We start from the raw sequence: 15,853 nt of genomic DNA on the forward strand, positions 1-15,853 counted from the left end.
AATTTAAGCTAATGCCCCTCCATCAATGACAATGGTAGATCCTGTGGTATAGCTTGCAGCATCAGAAACCAGGTATAATACTGCTCCTGTCATTTCCTGAGGGGAAGCAACACGCTTCATTGGTATTGTCGGCAGAATCATATTTAAAATTTCCTGATTTTGTGTCATAACCGATGAAAATTTTGTTTCAGTAAGACCTGGCAGGATTGCATTCACACGGACATTAAATGGGGCAAGTTCTTTGGCAAAGGATTTTGTCATAGCTATGACCCCTGCTTTTGTAATTGAATATATTCCCTGGAATGGTGCTGGACGTATTCCATTAATAGAAGCAACGTTAACAATGGAACCGCCACCATTTTTTATCATGAGATTTGCTGCATACTGGCTTGCAAAGAAATACCCTTTAAGGTTTACATCCACTGTTTTATCCCATGCATCCGGGGTTGCATGTAAAACATCGCCAAAAAATGGATTGGTTGCGGCATTATTTATCAGTATATCAAGCTTACCGTATTGTTCCTCCACAACCTTGAATAGGTTCTGTATATCTTCTAATTTGCCAACATGGCAGGCAACGGCATGTGCTTTGCCACCCTGTGATTCAATTTCCTGTTGTACTTTTTTTAAATCTTCAATCTTTCTGCTGGTGCAGTAAACAACAGCGCCGTGCGCTGCCAATGTTTGGGCTATTGCCTGGCCAATCCCTCTGCTTGCACCAGTTACTATCGCTATTTTACCCGTTAAATCAAATGTAAGTTTGCTCATAAAACCTCCCTTATTGAATATTATCGTATACACCCCTACATTGGGGTTAATGTTCGTCAAGTTATTTGTACAGTATAGTACTCTGTAGATACGGGATATTCAACAATATTAATTTGTTGTATAAAAAGTTAACAAAAAAATGTATAACACCCATTCATTTTTATATTGCAAAATATGTGTAGTATGTCGTAATGCAGAAAAAACATATTGAGGTGTCATTATGGGTCCGCTGGAAAAACTCATTAATCCTTCATCAATAGCCATTGTGGGTGCTAGCAACAATCCCTTAAAAATGGCTACCATGCACCTTTTAAGTATTATGAAAGATGGCTTTACAGGAAAAATATTTCCTGTTCATCCAAAGGAAGATTTTGTATTTGGGTTAAAAGCTTATAAAAGCCCTCTTGATCTTCCTGAAGCTCCTGATTGTGCCATATTTGTAATTCCAGCTACAGGTATTCCTGCAACACTGGATGCATTTGGCACAATTGGCACTAAGCGTGCAATCATTATTAGTGCTGGCTTTAAAGAAGTTGGTGAAGAAGGAAAGAAGCTGGAAGAAGAAGTTAAAGCCATTGCCGCAAAGCATGGTATACGTTTTTTGGGGCCTAATTGTATGGGGTTAATAAATTCAGAAATAGCTCTCAATACAACAGTAATGGCATATACTGCAAAACCTGGCTCATTAGGATTTGCCTCACAAAGCGGGACATATATAACACAATCAATCATGTATCTGAAGCATCACGGGATTTGCTTCAGCAAAGCACTGAGTGTTGGTAATGAAGCTGATATCTCAATTATTGATGCGCTTGAATTCCTGGGTAATGACGAACAGACCAGGGCAATTTCACTGTATATTGAAGGTATTCGGGATGTGCCACGTTTTCTGGAAGTGGCATCAAATATTACGCCCAAAAAACCTGTCATAGCACAATATGTTGGCGGATCTACTGCTGGGGCACGGGCTGGTTCCAGTCATACCGGTGCAATGGCAGGGCCTGATTATCTATATGAAGGTCTCTTCAAGCAGGCTGGCATAATCAGAGTTTATTCTGTTGAGGAACTGTATATGCACGGACACGTGCTTGCAACCCAGCCGAGACTCAAAGGAAATCGTGTTGGTATTATTACAAACTCAGGAGGTCCGGGGACATCAATGGCCAACACCTGCGAAAAGGAGGGTTTTACTGTACCTCCATTCAGCCGTCAGTTGCAGGAAAAAATAAAACCATTGATACCACCACATGCGCCGGCAGGAAATCCTGTAGATATTACATTCAATCTGGATTTAGATGTGCTGACAATTAAAATACCTGAGCTTGCAATACAGAGTGGGGAGGTTGATGCCCTTTGTATTCATGGTGCTTTTAGAAAAGGTTTTATAGAATGCATATTCCCTCACGTGCAACAGGCATTACATTTAGATAAACCTGAAGATGTGCTGGGGTTTTTACCAAGTGATCTAGATACTCCTGGTATTATTCCCTATAAGTATGGTATTCCAATAGTTATGTCATCGTTTTTTGATTATCAGGATGATTTTACAGTTGCAATGCAGGAAAAAGGTGTGCCTGTATTTGACAGCCCGGAAAAAGCTGCAAAAGCACTGGCAGTATTATTACGATATAAAGAAGTTACACAGCGGCTTCCCTATGAAAAGGTTGCATTGCCAGAAGTCAATCCACAGGCTTCGGCAATCATTCAAAAAGCATTGAAGAACAAACAGAAAGCACTGGATGAACATGCTGCAAAGACACTATTAGCTTTGTATGGCATTCCAATTCCTGATGAAACACTTATTGGATCTAAAGAAGAATTAGATGTAGTTGTTGATTCATTGAAATATCCTGTAGTAATGAAAGCCTGTCATCCTGATATAATGCATAAGACTGAAAAGGGGCTGGTAATTCTGCCTATTAAAAACAGTGCAGATGCAAAAGTTGCATTTAATGAAATACAAAAGCGTGCAGGTTTTGAAACACCAATTTTAGTATATCCTTTGGTTGAAGGCAAACGGGAATTCATGGCAGGAGCAATACATCAGAAAGGCTTTGGCAAAGCTGTTCTTTTTGGATTAGGAGGAATTTTTACGGAAGCATTAAAAGATATTACGTTCAGAGTGGCTCCACTTTCAAAACGAGATGCATTTGAGATGCTTAATGATATACACGCTAAAACACTGTTAGGCAAATTCAGGAATGAAGATGAAGTGGATGCATCTTCATTAGCTAATCTTCTGTACATAGTGAGTGCTGTACCATTGTTGCATCCAGAAATTTCGGAAATAGATTGCAACCCAATAATTATCAGTGGAAGTAAGCCTGTTGTTATTGATGCTCTGGTGGTATTGAATAATTAACTATGGATATAAAATTACCATTATCTGTGCGGATTCGATTATTATTGAAACGCTATTTAGAAGCGCTTAATATGGAACGCAGGGTGGTGCTTCCTCGCTATGAACCTGATTACAAACCTAAATGGGGTGTTATAAGTATACTTTTTGCTACAACATTTTTAACAACATCAATTGCTGGCTCTGCTGGCGGAGATACGCTTTTGGAAATAATTATTAATGGCTTGCCGTTTTCAATTTCCCTTTTAGGCATATTAATGGCTCATGAAATGGGGCATTATTTTGCTGCACGCTATTTTAATGTTATTGCAACACCACCATATTTTATTCCTTTTCCTTCCATTGTGGGCACAATGGGCGCAGTTATTCGCATTAAATCGCCAATACCGGACAAACGAGCATTGTTATATATAGGTGCAATGGGGCCAATATCTGGGTTTATACTAAGTTGTATAATTACCATAATCGGGCTGTATCAGTCTACAGTACAACCTCTTCCACAACCAGCACCTGATGCTATTATTCCAATATTTGGTGATTCATTACTGTACTATCTCTTTACTAAATTGATTCATGGTACCATTCCTCCCGGTAGCGATGTTCATCTTTCGCCTCTTGCATGGGCTGGTTGGATTGGTTTTTTAGTTACCAATTTAAACCTTATGCCTATTGGTCAACTTGATGGCAGCCATATTATCTATGCATTGTTTGGTGAAAAGCAACGATATGCAGGATGGGTCTTTTTTGTAGTATTATTCTTTTTAGCACTATTGTGGCCGGGATGGGCAGTATGGATTATCCTTACCCTTACGTTGCTTATGATAGGACATCCATATATTCCTGATGGCATGCCATTGAATATCTGGGAACGGTGTATGGGGTATATGTGTGTTATCATCTTTATTCTTACGTTTATACCGGTGCCAGTAAGTATTTTAGGACAATAGTTAAATTTTATATTTGGAGGTATACATGCCACTGTATGAAATTAATGGGAGGAAACCAATAATAGGAGAGGGAACCTGGATAGCTCCTTCAGCAGAGATCATTGGTGATGTCAGAATTGGTAAGCGCTGCTATATAGGGTTTGGGGCAATTATACGAGGTGATTATGGCACCATAATAATTGGTGATGAAACTGCCATTGAGGAAGGATGCATGATTCATGCGCGTCCTATGCAACTGGTACAGATTGGCAATCGCGTAACGGTTGGTCATATGGTTATGATACACGGTTCTATCATCATGGACAATGCTGTAATTGGGATGCATGCAACATTAAGTGATAATGCAGAGATAGGTGAATGGGCTATTATAGCTGAACATGCTCTGGTGGTAAACAAACAAAAAATTCCCGGTTATAAAGTGTATGGTGGAGTACCAGCAAAAGAGATAGGTGATGTGTTACAGAAACATATGGATATATGGAATGCCGGCAAGCAGGTATATGTTGATTTGACCTATCAGTACCCCCAATCATTCAAGAGGATAGATTAAATAAAAAAGGCGTCGCCATAAAGGGACGCCTTTTTTTTCATATCATTATTCTTATTTTTCCATTGATTCCCATACATATTCAGCTAAATCAAATGTTTGCAGATTCTGAATGTCAAGCTCGTTGGCACCGTCAGAAAGCATGGTAAGGCAGAATGGACATGCAGTACCAATCTTTGTTGCACCAGTAGCCTGTGCATCCTTTGTTCTGAATTGATTAATACGGGTACCTAAATGCTCTTCAATCCACATACGAGCACCGCCAGCACCGCAGCAGAAGCTACGCTGGTGGTTTCTGCTCATTTCAACGAAGTTAGTGCCAGGTATAGCTTTAATTATATTTCGTGGCTGGTCATATATCTCATTATATCGACCCAGGAAGCATGAATCGTGATAGGTGATAGTTTCATTAAGAGGTTTTGACAGCCGGATCTTGCCTAATTTAATAAGATCCATGATAACCTCTGTGTGATGATATACTTCATAATTGACTTCTAACGGATTACCACTTGAATCAACACCCACTTTAGCAAATTTGGGATATTCTTTCTTGAGCATGTTATATCCATGTGGGCAGGTAGTGATAATCTTTTTTACACCATAGTTTTTAAATGTTTCTAAGTTTTGTGCTGCCAGTGAATGGAACAGGTATTCATTTCCTGCACGCATTGCTGAATCACCACAACATGCTTCTTCGGCACCAAGGATACCTACTTTGTATCCTGCAGCCTTCAGTATCTTACAAAGAGCTATCGCCACTTTCTGATTACGTTTGTCATACGATGCAGCACATCCAACGTAATAGAGAAAATCTACATCCGGATCTTCAGCTAATGTTTTAACACCTAAATCTTCAGTGACCCAATCACCACGGGCTGCAAATGCAAATCCGTAAGGATTGGAGTTGTTTTCCATATTGCTAAATGAAGTCTGCAATTCAGGAGCCATCTTACCTTCCATGAGGACCTGATAGCGACGCATATCATTTATTTTTGGTACATGCTCAATCTGAACCGGGCAGTTTTCCATACATGCAGCGCAGTTAGTACATGACCAGATTTCATCTTCCAGCACATGTTCACCAATTAATGCTTTGGATTCAACTGTAGCGGGGTCTTCAGCAACAAGCAGTTTTGGGATACGTTCATCCATTGCTGCCTTTACATCATTGACAATCTTTTTTGGAGATAGTGGCTTTTCAGTTAAATATGCCGGGCAATTGTCCTGACAGCGTCCACAACGGGTACATGCATCACCGTCCATAAGCTGTTTCCAGGTAAAATGCTCAACAGTTCCCACACCAAACGACTCTGCTGTTTCAAACTCCTGGGGACTGATGATTGGCATTGCAAATTTTGTTTTTGGGCTTTCATTATCTAAATTCTGGAAGTAGACATTAAGCATGGTAATAAGCACGTGGCCTAATTTATCAGTTGCTATCAACCCAATGAATGTAAAAGCGCCAATCATATGAAGCCACCAGTTGATATAGTGGGTTACCTCAAGTGTAGGGATGCTGATCCATCCAAAGAGGTGAGCCAGCGTATAGCCAACAGGTGACCAGACTTCAAATGTTGGGAAGCCGGTGATTGCAATTCTTAATGACTCATTAAGAAAACCTGTAAGGATAATAAATGCAATGAGTACCAGCGCAAATGTGTCGATTGGCTTGGTATCAAGACGGCTTGGCTTCACCTTATATCTGCGCCAGAAAGCCATGACCAGTCCAACAATAACAGCAACGCCAAACACATCGCCAGCCAGTGACCACAATAGATAAGCATCTCCCACCAAAAATTTGAAATGGAAGAATAGTTCAGTAACGTCTTCCTGTATAAGTATGATGAACGTTACGATGAACAACCCAACAAATCCGTAGAACAGGGAAGCATGCATTATACCTGCATATTTTTCCCTCAGTACTTTCTTCTGTAAAAAGACATATTTGAGGAGTGCGATAATCCTTTTTTCGTGAAAATCGGTTCTCAGTTCTGGTTTACCCTTTCTCCAGATTCTCACTCGTTGAATTAAACTGTACAGAATATATACACCTGCGATAATTAAAAAGATATATACACCCCATCTCATGAAACCATGCATGCCACCAACATTAAAGTATGATTCCCTGGTAATCTGGTCGACAGGCAGGTCATATAAACTTGAAAGGCTCATGTATAACCCTCCTTACCCTTGAAAATGATTGCACATATTCATTTTACAACAATACTTTAATAGTTGAAGTCCTTGTCAACACTATTTTAAATAAAATAGTAACTCAGGAATGATTGATTAGCAACCAGTGATATTATAGAAATGGCTTTATTCAGATATTCGTAAAAATAGTTTGACTTGTCCATTGATTTATTGTACAGTATCTACTATATAACTCTCTACAAAAATTATTACAAAATACGAGGTTCAACTATGAAACGACATGTTTTTTGGATAGCGTTGTTGGTAATTATTTCATTTGTTGCCTGTGGTGGTTCCAAACCACAGCAAAAAGCGTCTAAAGCAGGATGTGAAATGTGTGGCGAGGCTGATGGTTTTGCTGCAATATTTGATAATGATATTGCACTGGCACGTGACAGGGCAATTGATGATGCTATGAATAAGCTGGTTAAAATGAAGTTGGGTACAACTGTCGAAGGCCGTGCAATTGTTGAGGATTATGCACTGGTGGAATCAATAGTTGAAGCAAAATCCACAGGGATGGTGCGTAACTGGAAGGTTATTAAAGAAGGTTCTCAGGAAGGTGCTTATACTGTAAGAATATATGGTGAAGTGTACCCACAGGCTGTTAATGATACTATTGAAGCTACATTGAAAAATTATGGTCGTCCAAAGTTTATGATCCTGGTCCGTGAAACATTTGAGGGTCAGCAAAATGAACCGGGCTTCACCGTAACGGAACTTACCATGATGGAAATTATGCAGAATGCTGGTTTTGAGTTTGTGGATGCAGCTACTGTACAGCAGTTGATAAAAAAAGACAGAGCAAAGATGATGCAGGCAATGCAGGGTCAGGTGGGTGGAAATGTTCAGGAATTGCTCCTTGATGATGTGGGAGCTGAATGTATTATCGTAGGTGATGTGAAGACAACTGACCAATCAGCGGTATTGAAGCAGTATTCAGCAAACATGAAATCAAAGCAGGCAATCCTTAATTTAAAGGCTATTGATGTGTATACTGGCAGTATCCTGGCATCTACCAGTGTGAATATGCCAGGCGCTCATATAGATGATGCAACTGCTTCTAAAACAGCAATCCAGCGTGCTCTGATAAAGATTTTAGGCAGCACTGATGAAGAAACCGGGAAGTTTAAATCGGGACCGTTTATGAATCAGATTACCAAAAAGTTTTTACTGGCGGCAACGCATAGAATGATTACACTGAATATAGTAGGACTGGACTACAATGGTCTTACAAAATTCAGGGATATTTTGCAGAACAGAATACGAGGTATCCAGAAAGTTTACGTAAGGGGACAGGCGGGAAAACAGTCAAAGATAGATGTTGAGTTTGCGGGAAAAACAACTGATCTTGCTGATGAACTTGTTGGCAAAGCAAATAGTATTGGATTCAAGATAGAGATTAAAGAATCCTACCCAAATAAAATTATGATGGTTGTGCAGAAAATGTAATCTGATGCATTACACAATACAATTTCTACAGAGAGGTGCCCCAAAAGGCACCTCTTTGCAATGACTTTTGCCGTCTTGTCATTGCAAGATCGAAGTTCCGTGGCAATCCATTTTCCTGTCATTGCGAGGAGCGTCAGCGACGAAGCAATCTTGCTTTTCGTAGTATTGAGATTGCTTCACTTCGACAAGTGGTTGCTGAGCTCGTCGAAGCACTCAGTGCAAGCGCTACGCTCGCAATGACTTTGCACTCGCTTCATTGATAGCCCCACTGTTTGTTTTGGGACACCCTCTTAATTTTTGTTGACATTTTGTTTTAAGTATCAGTAATATTAAGAAGATAGAACGCAGCAAATATATTGCATCACATACTGTTGTGATGAAGATCATACAATATTTTTGTAGGAGCTTTTGATGGATATGCAAGAAAAGCAACCTGAACGTATTCTGGTTATGGATGAAATAGCATCTATTTTAACCAGCGATAATATTGTCAAAGCCCTGGCAAATTATAATGCTGGCACACCTGAAAAAGAACATGCTATAGAATTTGTGAAAGCCCATTACAATTTTATAAAGGAGATAGTTTCTAATGATATAAACCGAAAAGTTGTCCGATCTGATTTTGAGATAAAGGATTTAGTAGCCCATGTAAACGCACTTATGCAGCATAAAGATGAGTATATCTTTACTACGCTGGTTGTCAATTCCCCTAAGCATTATCAGCAGGTTCAAAAAGAAGTGTTGCAGGAAATGAGCAAAGAGGAAAAAGAAAAACAAAATTAATATATTGTACTTTTCATATAACAACAATACATGCATTGTGTTATACTGTATTTACACTACCTAGGGAAGATTGATACATCTAATGATGTTTATACAATTATTCCAGAGATAATATGAGATCCAGTTCCAGAGTTTCAGTAACTTCAAAACACAAAATAACACAGCTTCCCTGGAAATTTTTCTCAAACCCCGAATCCGACTGTGAAATAGTATATAACGGGTATCGCAAAAAGGTAGAGGGGCTACTTGCCTGGACACTGAATGTTACATCCCGAATGGTATCAGCAATTGCATAGCGGGTAATGTTGTTCATCTGTCCTACGCTGTCCAGATACGATTCCTCTTCAGCCATACCTTCAACAATGTAGTGACACTCCTTCACGTGAGGTGCACGCATATTGACATTACATTCTATGCCCACAACACCGTTAAACCCACTAATGTCATAGTGAATGGATATGGCAGGATCAGTATCATGAACATGAATAGTTTTTCTTATTGATGGTAATGCATTACTGGAACTATCGCTTATAATACTATTATTATGTATTGCATACATATAGGGGTATTGCGAGCAATCAGTATAGTGCAGGGAGTTAAACATAAGCTCATCTGCAGAAGGCATGGCTGAAAATAAAAGCTCCTTACATGAATATCGCCGAGAGCTGTCATATACAAGATAGCGCTTGAGGCCTTTTTCTTTCACCGTTACCATATCATGAATGGATTTAACAGTATCATTATTTAGCTCATCTTCATTAAGCTCAGCCAATAGCTGATGATATGCTTCTTTGCGACGGGCAATAACATCAAAAGCATTGACTTTTTTGGTTCGGTTACTAAATTCAGAAATTGAAGCACCTAAAGCAGGATTGATAATTATACTACAGGATTTGTTGCGAATAAAAATCTGCTCTGAGCCTTCATTGCGGAAATCACCGGTTACTATCTCCGGTTTCTTTAATTTTTTTTCATTACATACCTGTTCTTCACTTGCAAGGATGTGCTCATACAGGGCGCCTCTGAGGTGTGTAAGATAGATACCGCCAAAGAGTCCATGCCAGTATGCGCAGTTGCACTGAGCTTTATACAATTCAAGTTTTGCCTGTGAAAGGTCTTTGCCGGTTTTCATCTCTAAGGTAGTTATTTCCCGTGAAAGATACAGCGTGCGTTTATTGATGGCATTTGATTCAGGGTATTTGTTTAAAAAGTTATTCCATACTCCTCCCTTTAAAAACGGATAAAACTCTGCTTCCCTGCCGGCAGATTTTATTTCATTATGTATCCTGACAAGTTCCGCAGCGCTTTCGGCAGGAAGTGCCCATTCTGACATTTCATAGTAGCTTCCCTGTGTAAGGTATACCCTATCAATAGGCGAGTGCGTTTTAATATAATCTTTTGGATGTATCAGTGTGATGAAGTCTTCTTTCAAGATTGCTTCTATGAAATTCTGCAGCCATTTCTCTTCAAAGACCCATTGATAGGTGTGGGGCCAAACACCAAATTTTTCACCATCATCACCATAGACAAATGCACAGTTACCGTATTTATCACACTGACGTTTGAAATAATCTATTGTTTCATGAGGAAGCTTAAATGGAATAGAATAGCGTAAAAATTTGTCTATGGGGAAAACGCGTAAGGGGCGCAACAAACGTTCGGTTATATAATACCCATACAATTTGCTTTCGGGTATTCCTGCATAGCGGAAATGGATGTCGTCAAGGAGCGTATACTGTAATTTAAAGTCATATACCAGCTGAGGTATATCTGGGTCCCATACTCGCTCAGCTGTCCAGAACCCTACAGGTTCGGTGCCAAAGCGCTTTTTACAGAAACTCTGCATGAGCGAGATATGGCCATGGATATCGTCTTCACTGATGATTGAAAAAATTGGTTCGTAGAAACCACCGCTAATAATCTCAACCTGACCGCGTTTAACCATCTGTGCCAGCATGTCGCAGTATGTTGGATCATGATGTTCAATCCATTCAAGCAGGGGTCCGGAATTATGTATTGCAAATTTAAATTCAGGGTATTGATACAAAAGGTCAAGAGTTTTGCGGTAACAATCGTTATATGCCCATTCAAACACATGATCAAAATTACCAACAGGCTGATGGTTATGCAGGCAAAAAATAAAATTACATTCCACGGAATTTCCTCCCCAACTAACAATTCATAAGGATTCAATTAATCTATCACGGAAAAAGTGGTTTGCTATAATTTTATTGCAGATAGCCTTTAGGTATCACAACAATGCCTTCTGGGCTAACAGTAAAATGTTTTTTATCCTCTTCAAGATTGTACCCAATTTGCATGTGTTCTGGTATGTGATTGTCTTTATCAATGATGGCATTTCGTATTTTTACATATCGACCAATGGTAGAACCATGCATAATGATGCTGCCCTTCACTTCTGAGAAACTGTTAACTTTAACTCCTGGAGATATAACCGAGTCTTCCACGTATCCTCCGCTTATAATTGCGCCATTGGCAACCAATGAGTTTATTGCAATACCTCTTCTACCTTCTTCATTATGAATGAATTTTGCCGGGGGCCACTGTTCCATGTAGGTACGAATAGGCCATTCTTTGTCGTACAGGTTAAGGATAGGGGTAACTGAAATAATGTCCCTGTGAGCTTCATAATATGAGGCGATAGTTCCAATATCACGCCAGTAGGCGCGTTCTCCTTCATTATGGACATAGTCATACGCAAAGACACGCTCTGAAGAAAAAATGCGGGGAATAATATCTTTACCAAAATCCTTTGAGCTATCGAGCTTATGGTCGTCCGAAACATACCGAACTAATTTTTCAGTGGTAAAAATATAAATTCCCATGGAAACAAATGCAACGTCAGGTTTACCGGGGACTGGTTTTGGGTTTTGAGGTTTTTCCTCAAAACCAGTTACTCTTAGGGAACTATCGGTAATCAGAACCCCAAAGCGTTGTGCTTCTTCAAGCGGCATTTCGCATGCGGCAATGGTCATATCCGCATCTTTTTCAATATGATATTTCAGCATCTTACGATAATCCATTTTGTAGATATGATCGCCGGAGAGGATTAATGTATAATGCGGCTTTTCATGTTCAATGATGTAGATATTCTGGAATATGGCATCTGCAGTGCCCAGATACCAGTTTTCGTCATATCGCTGCTGTGGCGGTACCACATCAACAAAATTTCCCGATTCCCGGAAATACAGATTCCATGCTGTCTTAATGTGCCTATCAAGAGACAGTGATTTGTACTGGGTGAGTACTATAATACGGCTTAAGTCTGAGTTGAGACAATTACTTAATGAAAAATCAATGATACGATAGGTGCCTGCAAAATGCACAGAAGGTTTTGATCGGTCTTTTGTCAACGGGTATAACCGTTCACCCTGACCGCCTGCAAGGATGAAAGTAAGTGTTTTTTTTAGTGCTTGCTGTAGTTCCATTTAGCTTCGAGTTGATACCAGTTCTTTGATTTTGTCTTTGAGTTCTTTTAAATTTGATGATTTTGTAATGTAAGCATCTGCTGTCCAGGTCATGAAGTTGCTTTTATAGTTGGAATATGCAGTATAAATAATAATGGGAACTTTTTTGTCACGGGAAAGGATCTTCCCTAAAGCTTCTATGCCATCCATCTCAGGCATGCGGATGTCAAGCACCACACAATCATATTTATTTGCTTTGACTTTATCAACAGCTTCCTTACCATTTGCTGCCTGATCAACTTCATATCCTTCTTCCTGAAGCTCCATTGCATACAGCTCGCGCTGATGCTGCTCATCTTCAACAATAAGTATTTTTTTCATAGCAACCTCCTGATGTTTTTCTACTATGTAATGTACACTATTTATATAAAAAATCAAAAACATTTTTTATATACATATTATTAATGAACTGTTTACCTCCAGCACTAAATGACCTGTAAAGGATGCATTATGGCAATGGTATTGAAATTGTAAACACTGCTCCTCTTTCCCTGTTAGCTACTTTTATTTCACCATTGTGGTCAGCTACAATTTTTTTTACAATAGCAAGGCCCAATCCCACACCGGTTGTCTTGGTTGTATAGAATGGCTCAAAGATTATGTTCATGTTTTCCTCATCTATTCCTGTCCCGGTATCGCTGACATCAACATAGACATATCGGTCATCTGCATATGTCTTAACTTCCACTACACCGTAAGGCTGCGTTGCATCAAGGGCATTTTGCAATAGGTTGAGCATAACCTGCTTCATCTGATTAAAATCTGATTTGATTAAAGGTACATCCTGAAGTTGCAGCGATAGCTCCACGCGCCGTTCCTGGAAGAGATTGGAAAGCAGGGATGCTGTGTCTTTGATTATATCGTTGATATTATTAAACTTTAGCAAAAATGGGGACGGACGTGTAAAGTCCATAACATTGGCAAGAATTTTTTCAAGACGTTCTGTTTCGGTCATTATAATCTGTGCTGCTTTTTTTATTTTCTGTACATCGGGTGGGTTCTGGCTGATATTCTGTAATATTCTGCGAGAATACCCACCAACAGTCACAAGGGGGTTGCGGATTTCATGTGCTATATGTGATGCTATACGACCGATAGCTGCCAGTTTTTCAGATTCGACAATGGCCTCCTGACGTTGCTTTATTTTTTCCATCTCCTTTTTGAGGAGGTCAAGGCTGTTATAGCTTTCTATTGATAACGCAGCCTGATATGCAAATACCGTTAAAAGGTCCACACTATCCTGGGTAATTGGCATCTGATTGAATTTATTATCAGCTATAACAATGCCTATTGTTTTATTCAAAGCAATAAGAGGAACAATCACAAATTCATTCACATCAATGAAAGCCCTGATTTCATCATTAACACGGGGATCATGGTATGCATCATACACATGAATTGTTTCGCCGGTTTTAAATGCTTCAGTAAAAATTGTTTCTTCATTCAAATCGAATGACGTCGATGCAACTTTTTCTTTCAGTAATTGACCATGGGCATCATCCCCATTTGCGCCGCGGCTTAATATCTCCTTGTCCTTTTGTGGGCTTAAACTGCTCCAGATGGCAAATGCCTCTTCAAGAGTATCAGGACCAACTGCCATTCTACCATACAAAACATTATTCTTTTCATCTTTCAAAAAAAGCATTGCGCGATTAAATCCAAGCCCTGTCCCTGATGTTACGGCAGTTAATATAGTCCGTAGTACATGGTCAAGCACATCATCTTTCTGTATTTTTTCTGATAGTCTGGTAATAAGTGAAATCTGATAATCACGCTTTGTTTTACTGGTAACATCATCCATTACCATAATTATCTGTGGATCATTATTGGAAATCATATATGACAATTTGATGTCAGCAATAACGGTAATACGGTTATTTGAAATCAGGTGGGCTTTTTCCAAAACAATGGATTCATGAGTTTTTTTTATCTCTTCAATGGCTTGTAGCACAGTCCCTGTTAAAAAATAAAAAAGTTCAGTAATATTTTTACCTGATACCTCCTGTGGTGTGTATTGAAATTTCTTTAAAAATAAGTCATTGGTAAAAAGGATTGTATTGTGTACATCAAGTACAACAATATAGGCATTCATGGAAAACATCATATTGGTATACAGCTCGCGTAACTTCTCTATTTCGCTTTTCTGGGATTTAATAATGTTTTCCAGATTCTTTGAAGCAGATAACAGCTCACTATATATTTTTGCAAAAGGATCATCACCATCTATTTGGCCAACTTTGTGGTGAAATTCGCCTTTTTTAAAGTTTTCAACAATTGCATGTAATTTTTCAATTTTATCAATGAATAGAATTTTATGTATTATCCTGATATAGATAAAAAGAAAAATTAGTAAAGTAGTGCAGACAATACTTAAATAGAAAATCCACGAATGCGGGTTAATAAAGTATATTACTAAAGAGATAGTCATTGCAACTACAATAACTATTATAAATAGGGTAATAGCAGAAAATTGTAAAAGCTTATCGTTCATATCATCGTTGCTTATTTTGTGATTTCTTCCATGAAATATGGCTTAGTATATTCCTGAATTAGTTTGGTTAAAAATCTTTGCCATACTTTATGGGCATTGTCAAAATGAAAGGTTACAGCCCCTTTTAAAAATGATTTTGGTTTTAATTCATCATGCGTAATATCAAGTATTCTGATATAGGGGTCATATTTTTTTATTTCATTATACATGGATACTTCCTGAGCAACTTGTTTTACTGGTATATAGCCAACCACAACTAATTTTGGTGAAAGACCTTTTTCAAATAGTTTGAAAAGTTCATAGAATCCTGGAACGGTCTCAATAAATGGTTTATAGATTCCTCCTCCAATTCCTTCAATGGTAGTAATAAGCTGCAAAGAGAATTCTTTTGCATTGGGTGATTCAGTATTGGTTACAATAGCAATGCCTTCATCTGAGCTAAATATTTTAAACTCTGTATCAGGTTTGAAATTACGTTGCAGCAATTTTACAACTGATATATTTATATCATGTGCTTTTTCAACAATAATGTTCCCATAGATATCCTTTAATTCCTCTCGCGAAACGACAAATCGCCTCCGCCTTGAATACTGATTCATCAGGCGGAATGCTTTTACCAGCTCTTCCAGTTCGGGAAGACTTGCAATACCTATCCGTAATATATTTAACTGCTTCTGCTCTTCCATAGCATTGGACTATATACAATGATAATAATTTTTTCAATGAAAATAAATAAAAACAGCCACAAATATTTTAGATTGACTATTTTATTACATTAATTATTTCTAAATGTAGAAATATGAACAAAATATAATATAGTATACA

12 protein-coding genes are annotated in these 15,853 nt (G+C 38.6%); 5 read left to right on the forward strand and 7 right to left on the reverse strand.

The features are described 5' to 3' along the window. Positions 1-3: 3 nt before the first annotated feature. Entirely contained in the window at positions 4-768 is a 765-nt protein-coding gene (locus tag AB1444_05875; protein ID MEW6526183.1) for an SDR family oxidoreductase, read from the reverse strand. A gap of 220 nt (positions 769-988) precedes the next feature. Between AB1444_05875 and AB1444_05880 the strand changes: the two genes are divergently transcribed. The 3 genes from AB1444_05880 to AB1444_05890 are packed head-to-tail and all read left to right on the forward strand — an operon-like array spanning position 989 to position 4,624. Then, positions 989-3,130 (forward strand): acetate--CoA ligase family protein, encoded by a 2,142-nt coding sequence (locus AB1444_05880; protein MEW6526184.1) that lies wholly within the window; start codon positions 989-991, stop codon positions 3,128-3,130. A gap of 2 nt (positions 3,131-3,132) precedes the next feature. Continuing rightward, entirely contained in the window at positions 3,133-4,074 is a 942-nt protein-coding gene (locus AB1444_05885; protein MEW6526185.1) for a site-2 protease family protein, read from the forward strand. 25 nt (positions 4,075-4,099) lie between these two features. After that, positions 4,100-4,624 carry a gamma carbonic anhydrase family protein gene (locus tag AB1444_05890; protein ID MEW6526186.1) on the forward strand — a complete coding sequence of 175 codons (525 nt, stop codon included), beginning with the start codon at positions 4,100-4,102 and terminating at the stop codon, positions 4,622-4,624. A gap of 51 nt (positions 4,625-4,675) precedes the next feature. On the opposite strand, the gene AB1444_05895 is transcribed toward AB1444_05890, so the two are convergent. Further along, positions 4,676-6,793 carry a heterodisulfide reductase-related iron-sulfur binding cluster gene (locus AB1444_05895; protein ID MEW6526187.1) on the reverse strand — a complete coding sequence of 706 codons (2,118 nt, stop codon included), beginning with the start codon at positions 6,791-6,793 and terminating at the stop codon, positions 4,676-4,678. Between the two features lie 252 nt (positions 6,794-7,045). On the opposite strand from AB1444_05895, the gene AB1444_05900 reads away from it, so the two are divergent. Both AB1444_05900 and AB1444_05905 read left to right on the forward strand, forming a co-directional pair. Further along, entirely contained in the window at positions 7,046-8,266 is a 1,221-nt protein-coding gene (locus AB1444_05900) for a hypothetical protein (GenBank protein MEW6526188.1), read from the forward strand. 411 nt (positions 8,267-8,677) lie between these two features. After that, on the forward strand, positions 8,678-9,049 hold the full coding sequence (locus tag AB1444_05905) for a hypothetical protein (protein ID MEW6526189.1): 372 nt from the start codon (positions 8,678-8,680) through the stop codon (positions 9,047-9,049). 97 nt (positions 9,050-9,146) lie between these two features. Here AB1444_05905 and AB1444_05910 read toward each other — a convergent pair whose 3' ends face one another. The 5 genes from AB1444_05910 to AB1444_05930 form a co-directional block, all read right to left on the reverse strand. After that, positions 9,147-11,204 carry an alpha-amylase/4-alpha-glucanotransferase domain-containing protein gene (locus tag AB1444_05910; protein MEW6526190.1) on the reverse strand — a complete coding sequence of 686 codons (2,058 nt, stop codon included), beginning with the start codon at positions 11,202-11,204 and terminating at the stop codon, positions 9,147-9,149. A 73-nt stretch (positions 11,205-11,277) separates the two neighbouring features. Continuing rightward, complete coding sequence (glgC, locus tag AB1444_05915) at positions 11,278-12,498, reverse strand: glucose-1-phosphate adenylyltransferase (protein MEW6526191.1); 1,221 nt, start codon at positions 12,496-12,498, stop codon at positions 11,278-11,280. Next, on the reverse strand, positions 12,499-12,858 hold the full coding sequence (locus AB1444_05920; GenBank protein ID MEW6526192.1) for a response regulator: 360 nt from the start codon (positions 12,856-12,858) through the stop codon (positions 12,499-12,501). It lies immediately after the preceding gene. Between the two features lie 127 nt (positions 12,859-12,985). Beyond that, positions 12,986-15,028 carry an ATP-binding protein gene (locus tag AB1444_05925; protein MEW6526193.1) on the reverse strand — a complete coding sequence of 681 codons (2,043 nt, stop codon included), beginning with the start codon at positions 15,026-15,028 and terminating at the stop codon, positions 12,986-12,988. 11 nt (positions 15,029-15,039) lie between these two features. Continuing rightward, a complete protein-coding gene (locus tag AB1444_05930) occupies positions 15,040-15,714 on the reverse strand; it encodes a hypothetical protein (protein MEW6526194.1) in 675 nt (224 codons plus the stop codon). Positions 15,715-15,853: the final 139 nt, after the last annotated feature.

Source organism: Spirochaetota bacterium (assembly GCA_040756435.1).
In the GTDB taxonomy this organism is placed as follows: domain Bacteria; phylum Spirochaetota; class UBA4802; order UBA4802; family UB4802; genus UBA4802.

Coding starts and splice junctions, on each gene's coding strand:
- AB1444_05885 (MEW6526185.1), top strand. CDS start 3,133: ATGGATATAAAATTACCATTATCTGTGCGGATTCGATTATTATTGAAA.
- glgC (MEW6526191.1), bottom strand. CDS start 12,498: ATGGAACTACAGCAAGCACTAAAAAAAACACTTACTTTCATCCTTGCA.
- AB1444_05930 (MEW6526194.1), bottom strand. CDS start 15,714: ATGGAAGAGCAGAAGCAGTTAAATATATTACGGATAGGTATTGCAAGT.
- AB1444_05880 (MEW6526184.1), top strand. CDS start 989: ATGGGTCCGCTGGAAAAACTCATTAATCCTTCATCAATAGCCATTGTG.
- AB1444_05890 (MEW6526186.1), top strand. CDS start 4,100: ATGCCACTGTATGAAATTAATGGGAGGAAACCAATAATAGGAGAGGGA.
- AB1444_05925 (MEW6526193.1), bottom strand. CDS start 15,028: ATGAACGATAAGCTTTTACAATTTTCTGCTATTACCCTATTTATAATA.
- AB1444_05900 (MEW6526188.1), top strand. CDS start 7,046: ATGAAACGACATGTTTTTTGGATAGCGTTGTTGGTAATTATTTCATTT.
- AB1444_05905 (MEW6526189.1), top strand. CDS start 8,678: ATGGATATGCAAGAAAAGCAACCTGAACGTATTCTGGTTATGGATGAA.
- AB1444_05920 (MEW6526192.1), bottom strand. CDS start 12,858: ATGAAAAAAATACTTATTGTTGAAGATGAGCAGCATCAGCGCGAGCTG.
- AB1444_05895 (MEW6526187.1), bottom strand. CDS start 6,793: ATGAGCCTTTCAAGTTTATATGACCTGCCTGTCGACCAGATTACCAGG.
- AB1444_05875 (MEW6526183.1), bottom strand. CDS start 768: ATGAGCAAACTTACATTTGATTTAACGGGTAAAATAGCGATAGTAACT.